The 13,635-nt window shown below is 54.5% G+C and carries 9 protein-coding genes; 5 read left to right on the top strand and 4 right to left on the bottom strand.

Annotated elements, in window-relative coordinates; genetic code table 11:
- Positions 1-145 precede the first annotated feature (145 nt).
- The gene (glpG, locus tag FDW97_RS13695) at positions 146-976 is read left to right on the top strand and encodes a rhomboid family intramembrane serine protease GlpG (RefSeq protein WP_038634914.1); all 831 of its coding nucleotides are present in this window, start codon (positions 146-148) and stop codon (positions 974-976) included.
- Between the two features lie 95 nt (positions 977-1,071).
- Entirely contained in the window at positions 1,072-1,830 is a 759-nt protein-coding gene (locus tag FDW97_RS13690) for a DeoR/GlpR family transcriptional regulator (RefSeq protein WP_003023499.1), read from the top strand.
- A 41-nt stretch (positions 1,831-1,871) separates the two neighbouring features.
- On the opposite strand, the gene malT is transcribed toward FDW97_RS13690, so the two are convergent.
- Entirely contained in the window at positions 1,872-4,577 is a 2,706-nt protein-coding gene (gene malT, locus FDW97_RS13685) for an HTH-type transcriptional regulator MalT (RefSeq protein ID WP_087856282.1), read from the bottom strand.
- 630 nt (positions 4,578-5,207) lie between these two features.
- On the opposite strand from malT, the gene malP reads away from it, so the two are divergent.
- Both malP and malQ read left to right on the top strand, forming a co-directional pair.
- Positions 5,208-7,601: a maltodextrin phosphorylase gene (gene malP / locus FDW97_RS13680; protein ID WP_137351180.1), complete on the top strand. Its 2,394-nt coding sequence runs from the start codon at positions 5,208-5,210 to the stop codon at positions 7,599-7,601.
- 9 nt (positions 7,602-7,610) lie between these two features.
- On the top strand, positions 7,611-9,698 hold the full coding sequence (gene malQ / locus FDW97_RS13675) for a 4-alpha-glucanotransferase (protein WP_137351179.1): 2,088 nt from the start codon (positions 7,611-7,613) through the stop codon (positions 9,696-9,698).
- 96 nt (positions 9,699-9,794) lie between these two features.
- Here the strand turns inward: malQ and gntT are convergent, their stop codons facing one another.
- From gntT to gntX, 3 genes are all read right to left on the bottom strand, one after another.
- The gene (gene gntT / locus FDW97_RS13670; protein ID WP_137351178.1) at positions 9,795-11,111 is read right to left on the bottom strand and encodes a gluconate transporter; all 1,317 of its coding nucleotides are present in this window, start codon (positions 11,109-11,111) and stop codon (positions 9,795-9,797) included.
- Between the two features lie 368 nt (positions 11,112-11,479).
- The gene (gene nfuA, locus FDW97_RS13665; RefSeq protein ID WP_003023509.1) at positions 11,480-12,055 is read right to left on the bottom strand and encodes a Fe-S biogenesis protein NfuA; all 576 of its coding nucleotides are present in this window, start codon (positions 12,053-12,055) and stop codon (positions 11,480-11,482) included.
- A 58-nt stretch (positions 12,056-12,113) separates the two neighbouring features.
- Entirely contained in the window at positions 12,114-12,797 is a 684-nt protein-coding gene (gene gntX, locus FDW97_RS13660) for a DNA utilization protein GntX (protein WP_038634901.1), read from the bottom strand.
- A 37-nt stretch (positions 12,798-12,834) separates the two neighbouring features.
- On the opposite strand from gntX, the gene bioH reads away from it, so the two are divergent.
- Complete coding sequence (bioH, locus tag FDW97_RS13655; RefSeq protein WP_038634898.1) at positions 12,835-13,605, top strand: pimeloyl-ACP methyl ester esterase BioH; 771 nt, start codon at positions 12,835-12,837, stop codon at positions 13,603-13,605.
- Positions 13,606-13,635 lie beyond the last annotated feature (30 nt).

The following is a 13,635-nucleotide window of genomic DNA, read 5'->3' as shown; positions in this document are numbered from 1 at the left end:
GCATCGCGACGGCGACGCAGCGAATCTCCGGGAGCGTACGAACAGTACGTGACCGAAGTGAGCGAGGAAAGCCAACAAAGATGCAGCCTGAAACGGACAGGATATATATACTGTCCTCTTTTGTGTGGAATAAGCGACAGCAATAATGTTGATGATTACCTCTTTTGCTAACCCCCGCGTGGCGCAGGCATTTGTTGATTATATGGCGACGCAGGGCGTTATCCTGACGATTCAACAACATCAGCAAACGGATGTCTGGCTGGCGGATGAGTCCCAGGCTGAACGCGTGCGTGCTGAACTGGCGCGATTTCTCGATAACCCGGGCGATCCGCGTTACCTCGCGGCCAGTTGGCAGTCAGGTCATACCGACAGCGGTCTGCGCTATCAACGTTATCCGTTTCTGGCCACATTGCGCGAACGTGCCGGCCCGGTGACCTGGGCGGTAATGGCGGCGTGTGTGTTGGTGTTTATCGCGATGAATGTGCTGGGCGACCAGGCGGTAATGCTCTGGCTGGCCTGGCCGTTCGATCCTTCGCTGAAATTTGAGTTTTGGCGTTATTTCACCCACGCGTTTATGCATTTCTCGCTCATGCACATTTTGTTCAACCTGCTGTGGTGGTGGTATCTCGGCGGCGCGGTTGAAAAGCGCCTGGGCAGCGGAAAGCTGATTGTCATTACTGTGATCAGCGCCTTGCTGAGCGGTTATGTTCAGCAGAAATTTAGCGGCCCGTGGTTTGGCGGGCTGTCTGGCGTGGTATATGCGCTGATGGGCTACGTGTGGTTGCGCGGCGAGCGCGATCCGCAAAGCGGTATTTTCCTGCAGCGTGGTTTGATTATCTTTGCCTTGATCTGGATTGTTGCCGGCTGGTTTGATCTGTTCGGCATGTCGATGGCGAACGGCGCACATATCGCCGGGCTGGCCGTGGGTCTGGCAATGGCGTTTGCCGATACTATTCATGTGCGAAAACGAACTTGACTCAAGTTTTGTGGTGCCGGAAGGCGGTGTGCGTTTGGACCAATTTGTAGGCCGGGTAAGCGTCAGCGCATCCGGCAAAATTCCAGGGAACAATAATGAAGCAAACACAACGACATGACGCGATCATTGAGCTGGTAAAAAAACAGGGATACGTCAGTACCGAGGAGCTGGTGGAGCATTTCTCCGTCAGCCCGCAGACGATTCGCCGGGATCTGAATGACCTGGCCGATCAAAATATGATTTTGCGTCACCACGGCGGCGCGGCGTTGCCATCCAGCTCGGTCAATACCCCATGGCATGACCGTAAAGCGACGCAGACGGCGGAAAAAGAGCGCATTGCGCGCAAAGTTGCCACGCAGATCCCTAACGGTTCAACGCTGTTTATTGATATCGGCACCACACCGGAAGCGGTGGCGCATGCGCTGCTTAATCACAGCAACTTACGCATTGTGACCAATAATCTCAATGTGGCAAACACGCTGATGGCGAAAGAGGATTTCCGCATTATTCTGGCCGGGGGCGAACTGCGTAGCCGTGACGGCGGCATTATGGGCGAAGCGACCCTCGACTTTATTTCCCAGTTCCGTCTGGACTTCGGCATCCTGGGGATCAGCGGTATCGACAGCGATGGCTCCCTGCTGGAGTTTGATTATCACGAAGTGCGCACCAAACGCGCGATCATTGAGAATTCACGTCACGTCATGCTGGTAGTGGATCACTCGAAGTTCGGACGTAACGCGATGGTGAATATGGGTAGCATTAGCATGGTGGATGCGGTTTATACCGACACGCTGCCGCCAGCTGGCGTGATGCAGGTTATTGCCGACCACCATATTCAGTTAGAGCTGTGTTAAGTTAACTTCAGGCCTGATAAGCGTAGCGCATCAGGCATTAACTATACCCCATAGCCCATCATCTTCAGCAGTTTCTGCGCATGCTGCACCGCATCCTGGCGGTGGGCGACGCCGAGTTTTTGGTACAAATTGCGGATGTGCGTCTTAATGGTCGTGGCTGCAACGGCCAGCTCACCGGCGATCTGCTCGTTGCTGTAACCTGAATAAATCAGTCCCAGAACCTGCCATTCGCGCTGGGTCAGCGGGCTGGTGCGGATAAGCTCCGGCACTTCCGGATGGGTAAGCAGTCGCTCAACGAATCCTTCATCAAAGTGGGCGAATTTGTGGCGGTGGTGCTGGTTAATCTCCCGCAAAACGCGCTGGGCGCGGTGCTGGTCGAGTTCTGGCAGCGTATTGAGCTGAATCAGTTGGCGCAACTGCTGCGCCATCGCCTCACCTTCGATAACAAAGTGGCTGATAAATCCGGTACGGTTCGCCAGTTGCAGCGCTTCGAGTAAGACGCGCTGCGCGTCATTTTTGCGTCCTGCCTGCCAGTACAACTGATTAAGCAGCAACAGGTTACGGTTCAGATCGCTCATCAGGCGCAGGTTACGCGCATTTTCATTTAACTCTTCCAGTACGATTTCCGCCGGTTCAAACTCACCCAGCAGGATCTGCGCGCGAGCGATGTTGCGCCACTGACTTTGCAGGAAGTGGTTATTAGCGAACTCCGGCTTCGGCGTGTGGCGTAGCCAGTTGGCGGCCGAGTTTTTGTCACCCACCATTTGCCAGTAAATCACCCGGACTTTATCGGCGTTTGAGATCCAATCGCTGTGATAGCGACCGTTGCCCAATAAGTTTTCCAGACGGTTGAGCAGGCTACGCGCGTTGTCTAAATCGCCCCGGGCCAGCGAACACTGAATAAGCAGCGCCAGGCACTGTAGCTGTTGCTGCGGCTGGAATGTGGAAAGCAACTCAATGCCCATGCGGGCAGACGCTTCAGCTTCGTCCAAACGTGCCCATGCCCACAGTAACTGCGCGCGGATACGTACCAGGAACTCATGCATCGGCAGCTGTTCCAGGTGCTGCTCTTTGATCAACTGGAACGCTTTTTCCTGCGTCTCCCAGGCGGCCTGCAAAAAACCCTGGGCAAATAAAATTTCGCTTTGCTGGATCAGACTCCACAGCGCGTAATGCCAGACATCATGATGGCGCGCCATTTGCTCGGTTTGCTGCATCAACGCCAGTGAACGCGTGAGATCACCCTTACAATGCAGGACTTCACCATGCACCGAGGTGGCAACGATACGGCTATAGAACCAGGCGATGGGTAATTCATCCAGCGCCAGTTTTGCCAGACGTTCTGCTTCGTCAGGGTTACCGTCGTTAATCGCTACCTGCGCACGCAGCGCGTTAAATTCAGCGTGCAGCGTCGGCTCCATGTCGCCTTTCATCTCTTGTTCCGCACGGGCCAGCAGGGTATTAACCTCGCTGTAGCGGTGCTGGCTTTGCATCAGCCAGGCTTGCAGCAGAACCAGACGCGGATTTTCCAGTAGGCTTTCCCACGGCAGGGCTTTCAGCGACTCTTCCAATAGCGCCAGTTCGCTGTGGTTAAACAGGCCCCACGCATGATTAAGTAGGATATCGCGCAGCATATGAGCGTCGCCTGCCGCCAGAGCGTGGTGGATAGCTTCGCTAGGGAAACCCTGCGCCATCCAGCTTTCTGCGGCCGCGCGGTGTATTTCAGGCAGCTCGCTCGCCAGTTCCCACTGACAACGCTGGCGTAAAAAGCTGCCAAACAGCGGGTGATAGCTGAACCACTCGCCGACGTCATCCATCCGCTGCAGAAATAACCCCTGACGCTCAATTTCCTCAAGTCGCATTTGCCCGTTTTCTTCGCCGGTGACCCGAACGATCAGCGCATCGTTCATCGAACGCAGGATGGCGCTTTTGAGCAGAAAGTGACGGGTGCCGAGGTCAACGCTATCCAGCACTTCATCTACCAGGTAGTCGGATAAATGGCTGGCGTTGATCCCCGCGAGGCGTCGTGCAGACTGGTGCGCAGAGTTATTGTTCTGGCGGGCGGAAAGGGCAATCAGTTGTAACGCTGTGGCCCAACCCGCAACGTCATCGCACATCCGGCTGCTTTCAGCCGCTTCAATCGGGGAGGATAAACGCCGATCGAAAAATTGTTTCGCTTCCTGATGGTTAAAGGCCAGTTGTTGGCTGCCAATTTCCAGCAACTGATCGCGCACCCGCAGGTTGGCAATGCCCAACTGCGGCAGATTACGCGACAGAACGACCAGTGTGAGATTTTCAGGCTGGTGGCGCAGGAAAAAGCGCATTGCTTCGTGAATGGCTGGATTGGAGATCAGGTGATAATCATCCACCACGAGGTAGAGTGGACGATGCCACTCGGCCAGTTCAATAAATAGCTGCGCAAACAGTGACGTCAGGCTGGCATACTGGCGTTTTTGCACCATCGCTTCGCTGGTGGTGCAATGCCCAGCGGTTGCCTGCTGGATCGCGGCAATCAGATAGCTGGCAAAGCGCTCCTGCTGGTTATCGCCTTCATCCAGAGAGTACCAACCTAACTCGGTCTTCCCCGCCGCCCATTGTGAAACAAGCGTTGTTTTTCCATAACCAGCAGGACTTGTGATCAGGGCGAGCCTGAAATTGTTCGCGCCGGAAAGTTTAGCCAACAGGCGCTCACGAACCACCGTATGGTCGAGACGAACCGGACGACTTAATTTAGACGGAATCAACATAAGTTAGTCACTTCACTGTGTGAAAATGGGGAAGAATGATTTTTTTTGCGCTTCGTAATTAATAGATATAAGGTCGGCCAGATTGGTATTTTATGCAAGCTAAGCGGGCTTTTTGTGTGTCTGATTTTGCACTATGTCACAAATCTATACATCTATTGCAATAATTTCTTTAAAGAGTCGCAACAGGCGTGGCGACTGGATCCAGCGTGACTTTCACCCAGCGGAAAGATTCCACTTTTTTATGTTGTTACTGTAACGTTTAATAAAAAGACGATGAGTTTTGTGCTCGACTTAAAACTTTCATGTGAAATAACTCAAGCAGAATGCGTATTTCAGGTGAGAAACTATTTCTCTGTTTACATATTTTTTCTAAATATCATCTTACTGTTTGATATTGTCTGGCTAATCTCTTTAGGTTAATGCGAGAACCGTGATGCATTTCAGGGGGATGCGGGGGAAACCTACGTATTGACCGGCAATGCCTCTCTGCTTTAAGTGGCGGCGATCACACTTTTATGCTCATCCCCGCTCCTCCTCCCTCCCTAATCCGTGCCAGGATGAGGAAGGTCAACAACGAGCCTGGCAAACTAGCGATAACGTTGTTTTATTACCTAAGGACCTGGAATCCCTATGTCACAGCCAACCTTCAACAAAGATCAATTTCAGGCAGCCCTGACGCGTCAGTGGCAGCGTTTCGGTTTACTGTCGGCTCACGAAATGACGTCGCGCCAGTGGTGGCAGGCAGTGAGTGGGGCGTTGGCTGAGTTACTCAGCGCCCAGCCTGCGGTGAAGCCGGCAAAAAATCAGCGCCATGTTAACTACATCTCGATGGAATTTTTGATTGGTCGTCTGACCGGCAACAATTTACTCAATCTGGGCTGGTATCAGGCGGTGAGCGATGAACTGAAAGCGCACGACGTCAACCTGACCGATCTGCTGGAAGAAGAGATCGATCCGGCGTTAGGTAACGGTGGATTGGGGCGTCTGGCGGCCTGCTTCCTGGATTCGATGGCGACGGTCGGCCAGTCGGCGACGGGCTATGGTCTCAACTACCAGTACGGCCTGTTCCGCCAGTCTTTTGCCGACGGTCAGCAGATGGAAGCCCCGGATGACTGGCATCGCGGTAACTATCCGTGGTTCCGTCACAACGAGGCGTTAGATGTGCAGGTAGGCATTGGCGGTAAAGTCACCAAAGAGGGACACTGGGAGCCGGGATTTGTCATCACCGGTCAGGCCTGGGATCTGCCGGTTCTCGGCTACCGTAACGGCGTGGCGCAACCGCTGCGTCTGTGGCAGGCCAGCCACGCGCATCCGTTTAACCTGACCAAATTTAATGACGGCGATTTCCTGCGCGCAGAGCAGCAGGGCATCGACGCCGAAAAACTGACCAAAGTGCTGTACCCGAACGACAACCACACCGCGGGTAAAAAGCTGCGCCTGATGCAGCAGTACTTCCAGTGCGCCTGCTCCGTAGCCGACATTCTGCGCCGCCATCATCTGGCCGGGCGTAAACTGCATGAGCTGGCCGATTTCGAAGTGATTCAGCTGAACGATACTCACCCGACCATCGCGATCCCTGAGCTGCTGCGTGTGCTGATTGATGAGCACCAGATGAGCTGGGACGATGCGTGGGCCATTACCAGCAAAACCTTTGCGTACACCAACCATACCCTGATGCCGGAGGCGTTGGAGTGTTGGGATGAGAAGTTGGTGAAAGCGCTACTGCCGCGCCATATGCAAATCATCAAAGAGATTAACGACCGCTTTAAGAAACTGGTCGATAAAACCTGGCCGGGTGATGCTGAAGTGTGGGCGAAACTGGCGGTGGTGCATAATAAACAGGTACGTATGGCCAATATGTGCGTGGTCAGCGGTTTTGCGGTTAACGGCGTGGCGGCGCTGCACTCCGATCTGGTGGTGAAAGATCTGTTCCCGGAATATCACCAGCTCTGGCCTAACAAATTCCATAACGTCACCAACGGGATTACCCCGCGTCGCTGGATCAAACAGTGCAACCCGGCGCTTGCCGCGCTGCTGGATAAATCGCTGAAAAAAGAGTGGGCCAACGACCTCGACCAGTTGATTAACCTGGAAAAATACGCCGACGACGCGAAGTTCCGTCAGACTTATCGTGACATTAAGCTGGCGAATAAAAAACGCCTGGCAGAGTTTGTGAAGGTACGGACAGGTATTGAAATCAATCCGCAGGCAATCTTTGATATTCAGATCAAACGTCTGCATGAGTACAAGCGTCAGCATCTGAACTTGCTGCATATTCTGGCGCTGTACAAAGAAATTCGTGAAAACCCGCAGGCGGATCGCGTGCCGCGCGTCTTCCTGTTTGGCGCGAAAGCCGCTCCGGGTTACTACCTGGCGAAAAATATTATCTTCGCTATCAACAAGGTGGCGGAAACCATCAATAACGACCCGAAAATCGGCGACAAGCTGAAAGTCGTCTTCCTGCCGGATTATTGTGTCTCGGCAGCGGAAATGCTGATTCCGGCGGCGGATATCTCTGAGCAGATCTCAACCGCGGGCAAAGAGGCTTCCGGCACCGGTAACATGAAACTGGCGCTGAACGGCGCGTTAACCGTCGGTACGCTGGATGGCGCCAACGTCGAAATCGCCGAGAAGGTGGGCGACGAAAATATCTTTATCTTTGGTCATACCGTGGAAGAGGTGAAAGCCCTGAAAGCGAAAGGCTATGACCCGGTGAAATGGCGTAAGAAAGATAAGGTGCTGGATGCTGTTCTGAAGGAGTTGGAAAGCGGAAAATTCAGCGACGGCGATAAACATGCCTTTGACCAGATGCTGCACAGTATTGGTAAGCAGGGCGGTGATCCGTATCTGGTCATGGCAGACTTCGCGGCCTACGTTGCAGCCCAGAAGCAGGTTGACGTGTTGTACCGTGACCAGGACGCCTGGACCCGGGCGGCGATTCTGAATACCGCGCGTTGCGGCATGTTCAGTTCGGATCGCTCCATTCGCGATTATCAGGCTCGTATCTGGCAGGCGAAACGTTAAGGAAGCGCGATGGAAAGCAAACGTCTGGATAATGCCGCGCTGGCGGCGGGGATCAGCCCACATTACATTAATGCCCACGGTAAACCGCAGTCTATTGGCGCCGAAACCAAGCGGCGTTTGCTTGACGCCATGCATCGCACCACCGCCGCCACGAAGGTGGCGGTGACCCCGGTGCCGAACGTCATGGTTTATACCGCGGGCAAAAAAATGCCGTTGGCGGTTGAGGGAAGTGGAGAGTTTACCTGGCTGCTAACCACCGAAGAGGGTGTGCAGCACAAAGGGCATGCCGTTGGCGGTAAATCTTTCAACCTGCCGGCGAAACTGCCGGAGGGATATCACACGCTTACCCTGACCCAGGGGGAGTTGCGTACGCATTGCCGTATCATCGTGGCGCCGAAGCGCTGTTACGAACCGCAGGCGTTGTTGGCCGGGCAGAAGCTGTGGGGGGCATGCGTTCAGCTTTACACCCTACGTTCAGAAAAAAACTGGGGGATTGGCGACTTTGGCGATCTCCGCGCCATGTTGGTGGATGTGGCACAACGCGGCGGCGCGTTTATCGGCCTGAATCCTATTCATGCGCTGTATCCGGCGAACCCGGAAAGTGCAAGTCCATACAGCCCGTCGTCACGTCGCTGGCTGAATATTATTTATATTGATGTCAACGCAGTAGACGATTTCCACCACAGTAAAGAGGCACAGGCCTGGTGGCAGAAACCCACGACTCAGCAAGCCCTGCAAAAGGCGCGAGATGCCGTATGGGTGGATTACTCTACCGTTACCGCACTGAAGATGACGGCTCTACGTATGGCGTGGAAAAGCTTCTCTGCGCGTGATGATGAGCAGATGGCGGCATTTCGCCAGTTTGTGGCTCAGGAAGGCGATAGCCTGTACTGGCAGGCGGCCTTTGACGCCCTGCATGCGCATCAGGTGAAAGAAGACGCATTGCGCTGGGGCTGGCCGGTGTGGCCAGAGGCTTTCCAGTCGGTGGACTCGCCAGAGGTCAAACAGTTCTGCGAAGCGCATCGTGATGACGTGGACTTCTACCTGTGGCTTCAGTGGCTGGCGTATACCCAGTTCGCTGACTGCTGGGAAACGAGTCAGAGTTTTGCGATGCCTGTCGGGCTGTATCGCGACCTGGCGGTCGGCGTGGCAGAAGGGGGAGCAGAAACCTGGTGCGACCGTGAGCTGTACTGCCTGAAAGCCTCGGTTGGCGCGCCGCCGGATATTCTGGGTCCGCTGGGTCAGAACTGGGGGCTGCCGCCGATGGATCCGCACATCATCACAGCCCGCGCTTACGAACCGTTTATCGAGCTGCTGCGCGCCAATATGCAGAACTGCGGCGCATTGCGTATCGATCATGTTATGTCGATGCTGCGTCTGTGGTGGATCCCCTACGGTGAAACGGCCGATCACGGCGCCTACGTGCATTATCCGGTCGACGATCTTCTTTCAATTCTGGCGCTGGAAAGTAAACGTCATCACTGCATGGTGATTGGTGAAGATCTGGGTACTGTGCCGGTGGAGATCGTCAGCAAGCTGCGCGATAGCGGCGTGTACTCCTACAAAGTGCTTTATTTTGAGAATGACCATGAGAAAAACTTCCGTGCGCCGAAAGCGTACCCGGAACAATCAATGGCAGTCGCGGCGACGCATGACCTTCCTACGCTTAAAGGTTATTGGGATAGCGGCGATCTGACGCTGGGTAGAGCGCTGGGTCTGTACCCGGATGAGGTTGTGCTACGAGGGTTATATCAGGACCGGGAGTTGGCGAAACAAGGGCTGCTGGACGCGCTGCACAAATATGGCTGTCTGCCAAAACGCGCGGGTCACAAGGCCTCGCTGATGTCGATGACGCCGATGCTTAATCGTGGCATGCAACGCTACATCGCTGACAGCAACAGTGCGCTGCTGGGCCTGCAACCGGAGGACTGGTTAGGAATGGCGGATCCGGTCAACATCCCGGGGACCAGCGACCAGTACAAAAACTGGCGGCGTAAGCTCACCGCTACGTTGGAGCAGATGTTTGCCGATGACGGGGTGAACAAGCTGATTAAGGATTTGGATAAGCGCCGAAAAGCCGCTGCGAAGAAGAAATAGTGTTAGTTTGCCGGATGGCGACGCAGAATGCGTCTTATCCGGCCTACAATGACTGCGGTAGGCCGGGTAAGCGAAGCGCCACCCGGCACCGTTTTATCAGACCACCATGCCCAGCAGCAGACAACCCACCAGACCGCAGACGGAGATAATGGTCTCCAGCATTGACCATGACTTGATGGTCTCACCGATAGTCAGGTTGAAGTACTCCTTGAACAGCCAGAAGCCAGGATCGTTCACGTGGGAGAAAATGACGGAGCCGGAACCGACTGCAATAACCATCAGCTCAGGGCTTACGCCGGTTGTCGCAATCAGCGGCGCCACTATCCCACCTGCGGTGATAGCTGCAACAGTTGCGGAACCCAGCGCGATACGCAGTACCGCAGCGATAGACCATGCCATCAGCAGCGGAGAAACGTTCGAGCCGTGCATCATGGAGGCGATGTATTTGTCCACGCCGCTATCAACCAGAACCTGTTTGAAGGCACCGCCACCACCGATGATCAACAGCATCATCGCGATGATTTTGATTGAGGACACCAGCGTGTCGTTAATCTGATCCATCGAACGTCCACGGTTCAGACCAAACGTGAACATCGCAATCAGCACCGCGATAAGCGTAGCCATGACCGGGTCGCCAAGGAATTCTGCAACTGTCAGGAAAGCATGACCTTTAGGCAGAATCATCTCCGCGATGGCGCGCATTGCCATCAGGATAACCGGAACCAAAGAGGTCCAGACGCTGACGCCAAAGCCTGGCATCTCTTCTTCGGTGAAGGTTTTTGCGCTGTACAAACCTTCCGGGATTGGCTTATCGATGCCTTTCAGGAAGCGCGCGTACACCGGACCGGCGAGAATCACGGTCGGGATGGCCAGAATCGTACCAAACAGCAGGGTTTTACCCATATCTGCGTGGAAAATGGTGGCAATAGCGGTTGGGCCCGGGTGCGGCGGCAGGAAGCCGTGCGTGACGGACAGCGCAGCAGCCATCGGGACACCAACGTACAGCAGCGGGATGTTTGCCGCCGCGGCAATCGTGAACACCAGCGGCAGCATCAGTACGAAGCCGACTTCGTAGAACAGGGCAAAACCGACGGTGAAACCGGTTAATACTACCGCCCACTGAATGTGTTTTTTGCCGAATTTAGCAATCAGCGTGGTGGCGATGCGCTGTGCGCCGCCGCAGTCCGCCAGCATTTTGCCCAACATGGCGCCAAAACCCATAATCAGGGCGAGGCTGCCAAGGGTTCCGCCGACGCCGGCTTTAATAGAACCGATGACTTTATCCAGCGGCATCCCTTGCATCAATCCGACAGCAAGCGCCACCAGGACGAGAGCGATGAAGCCGTTCATTTTGAAACGGATCATCAGGAGAAGTAACAAGATTACACCGATAGCAACGATGACTAATGGCATGATTTACCTGGCCTTTACTTTGTTATGGGTAACGTCAGTGTTTAGATGACAAATTCCGATTGTCCCGACCGGGAACCGAGTATTCACAGCACCAATGCTGATTACCGTCAAAACTAATTAGTTTAGCTGGCTATTATGGGTGTGTTAGGTGCTGATATGAATGATACGGGTAACATGCAGCGCTTGAAAATCACCTGAGCAGGCAAAATTTAAATTATGAGAGGCGGGTCAAATTATAGCGGCGTTGTTGCAAGGGGCATGCAGAGAAATGTAAGGGTGCAGGCCGGATAAAGCGTTTACGCTGCCATCCGGCATCAATGCCCGATGGCGACGCGGATGCGCCTGATCGGGCCTTGCAGGTCTGGTCGTTAGTAGTAAGAGTGCTCACCGCGCTGGTGTTCGGTTAAATCGCGAACGCCTTTCAGTTCAGGGAATTCAGCCAGCAGCTGTTTCTCGATACCTTCTTTCAGCGTTACATCTACCATTGAACAGCCGTTACAGCCGCCGCCAAATTGTAGAATGGCGTAGCCTTCATCGGTGATCTCCATCAGAGAGACGCGGCCACCATGGCCTGCCAACTGTGGGTTAATCTGCGATTGCAGCATGTACTCTACGCGTTCCATCAGCGGCGCATCATCGGCAACTTTACGCATTTTGGCGTTTGGCGCTTTCAGCGTCAGCTGGGAGCCTAACTGGTCGGTAACGAAATCGATTTCTGCATCTTCCAGATACGGTGCGCTCAGTTCATCAACATATGCGGTCAGCAGGTCAAATTTAATGGCGGTGTCGGTTGCTTCCACGGCGTCGGGCGGGCAATAAGAAACGCCGCATTCAGCGTTAGGCGTGCCGGGATTAATCACAAATACGCGAATTTGTGTCCCTTCTTCCTGATTTGCCAGCAGTTTGGCAAAGTGCGCTTGTGCAGCATCGGAAATATGGATCATAGTAATGGCCTAATAGTTGACTATTTTACTTGGTTATAATACGCCCATCATCGAGGCTCTACAAGGTTCGACACAGGCACCATACCTGGACAGTCGCCGCGCCGTTGCGTAAAAGCAGCTGCGCGATTTCCGCGACGGTACTTCCGGTAGTGACGACATCATCCACAATAACCATATGGAGTCCCTGCACCGGCAATTCAAGGCGAAAGGCATTTTTCAGGTTACGTTTGCGTAATCTGGCGCTGAGATAGTGTTGTGTGGCGGTGGCCCGAACCCGTGTGATGGCCTGCCTGTCCCAGTCGCATCCAAGCCAGCGCGCCAAAGGGCGACACAGTAAATCACTCTGATTAAATCCTCTGCGCCAGTGTCGGCGTTGCCAGAGCGGGACGCTAACGATCATGTCCGGCAGAGGAAGAGCGCTGACGCGCCGGGCCTGTAATACCTCCAGCAACAGTAAACGTGAAAGAGCACTGGCCATTTCGCTGCGGCGTGAAAACTTAAACTGGTGGATAAGTCCGCTCAGCGGAGGAATATAGTCGCTGACGGCGATCAGACGCTGCCACGGCGGGGGTTTTTGCAGGCAACGACCGCAGGGAAGCGAAGGATGTGCGGCAGGTAGTCCGCATTGAGGACACCGGCAGAGAGGCTGACGCGTTGCCCGCGTGCAAACCGAACAGATCCCCCAGTGCCCCAACGTCAACGGCATTCGGCATAGCCAGCACAATCCTGGTACTGTTAGCATAGATGCATCCTTTCAGGCTAAAAGAGAACAATAACTGATGAATGACATCTGGTGGCAGACCCAGGGTTCGGGAAATTGCCATCTTGTGCTGCTGCACGGATGGGGACTGAACGCGGAAGTATGGCATTGCATAAGTGAGGAACTGAGCTCGCATTTCACGCTGCATCTTGTCGACTTGCCGGGATTTGGTCGCAGCCAGGGGTTCGGCGCAATGTCGCTGGAAGAGATGGCCGGGCGGGTATTAAAACAGGCGCCGGAGAAAGCCATCTGGCTCGGCTGGAGTCTCGGGGGGCTGGTCGCCAGTCAGGTGGCGTTAACGCATCCTGAGCGTGTTCAGGCGCTGGTTACCGTGGCATCCTCACCTTGTTTTAGCGCGCGCGACGAATGGCCGGGCATTAAGCCGGAAGTACTGGCCGGTTTCCAGCAACAGTTGAGCGAAGATTTCCAGCGGACGGTGGAACGTTTTCTGGCGTTACAAACGATGGGTACGGAAACCGCGCGTCAGGATGCGCGAGCGTTGAAGAAAACGGTGCTGGCTTTACCCATGCCGGACGTCGATGTGCTCAACGGCGGGCTGGAGATTCTGAAAACGGTCGATCTGCGTGAGCCGTTATGCTCTGTGGATATACCTTTCCTGCGGATGTACGGTTATCTTGATGGTTTGGTTCCGCGCAAAGTCGTCCCGATGCTGGATACCCTGTGGCCACAGAGCGAGTCGTTGGTGTTTGCCAAAGCGGCGCATGCGCCGTTTATCTCACATCCGACGGAGTTCTGCTCGGTGCTGGTGGCGTTAAAACAGCGGCTATAAATTCGCTGTTTTGCCCGGTGGAATCATACT

The sequence above is a fragment of the Citrobacter sp. wls708 genome, from assembly GCF_005281255.1.
Classification (GTDB): domain Bacteria; phylum Pseudomonadota; class Gammaproteobacteria; order Enterobacterales; family Enterobacteriaceae; genus Citrobacter; species Citrobacter werkmanii.
Note: the sequence above shows the minus strand (reverse complement) of the source record. Positions and strands in the feature narration are given on the sequence as shown.

Excerpts from the sequence above, each read along its gene's own strand:
- FDW97_RS13690 (WP_003023499.1), top strand. The coding sequence starts at position 1,072 with ATGAAGCAAACACAACGACATGACGCGATCATTGAGCTGGTAAAAAAA.
- gntT (WP_137351178.1), bottom strand. The coding sequence starts at position 11,111 with ATGCCATTAGTCATCGTTGCTATCGGTGTAATCTTGTTACTTCTCCTG.
- glpG (WP_038634914.1), top strand. The coding sequence starts at position 146 with ATGTTGATGATTACCTCTTTTGCTAACCCCCGCGTGGCGCAGGCATTT.
- malQ (WP_137351179.1), top strand. The coding sequence starts at position 7,611 with ATGGAAAGCAAACGTCTGGATAATGCCGCGCTGGCGGCGGGGATCAGC.
- malT (WP_087856282.1), bottom strand. The coding sequence starts at position 4,577 with ATGTTGATTCCGTCTAAATTAAGTCGTCCGGTTCGTCTCGACCATACG.
- bioH (WP_038634898.1), top strand. The coding sequence starts at position 12,835 with ATGAATGACATCTGGTGGCAGACCCAGGGTTCGGGAAATTGCCATCTT.
- nfuA (WP_003023509.1), bottom strand. The coding sequence starts at position 12,055 with ATGATCCATATTTCCGATGCTGCACAAGCGCACTTTGCCAAACTGCTG.
- gntX (WP_038634901.1), bottom strand. The coding sequence starts at position 12,797 with ATGCTAACAGTACCAGGATTGTGCTGGCTATGCCGAATGCCGTTGACG.
- malP (WP_137351180.1), top strand. The coding sequence starts at position 5,208 with ATGTCACAGCCAACCTTCAACAAAGATCAATTTCAGGCAGCCCTGACG.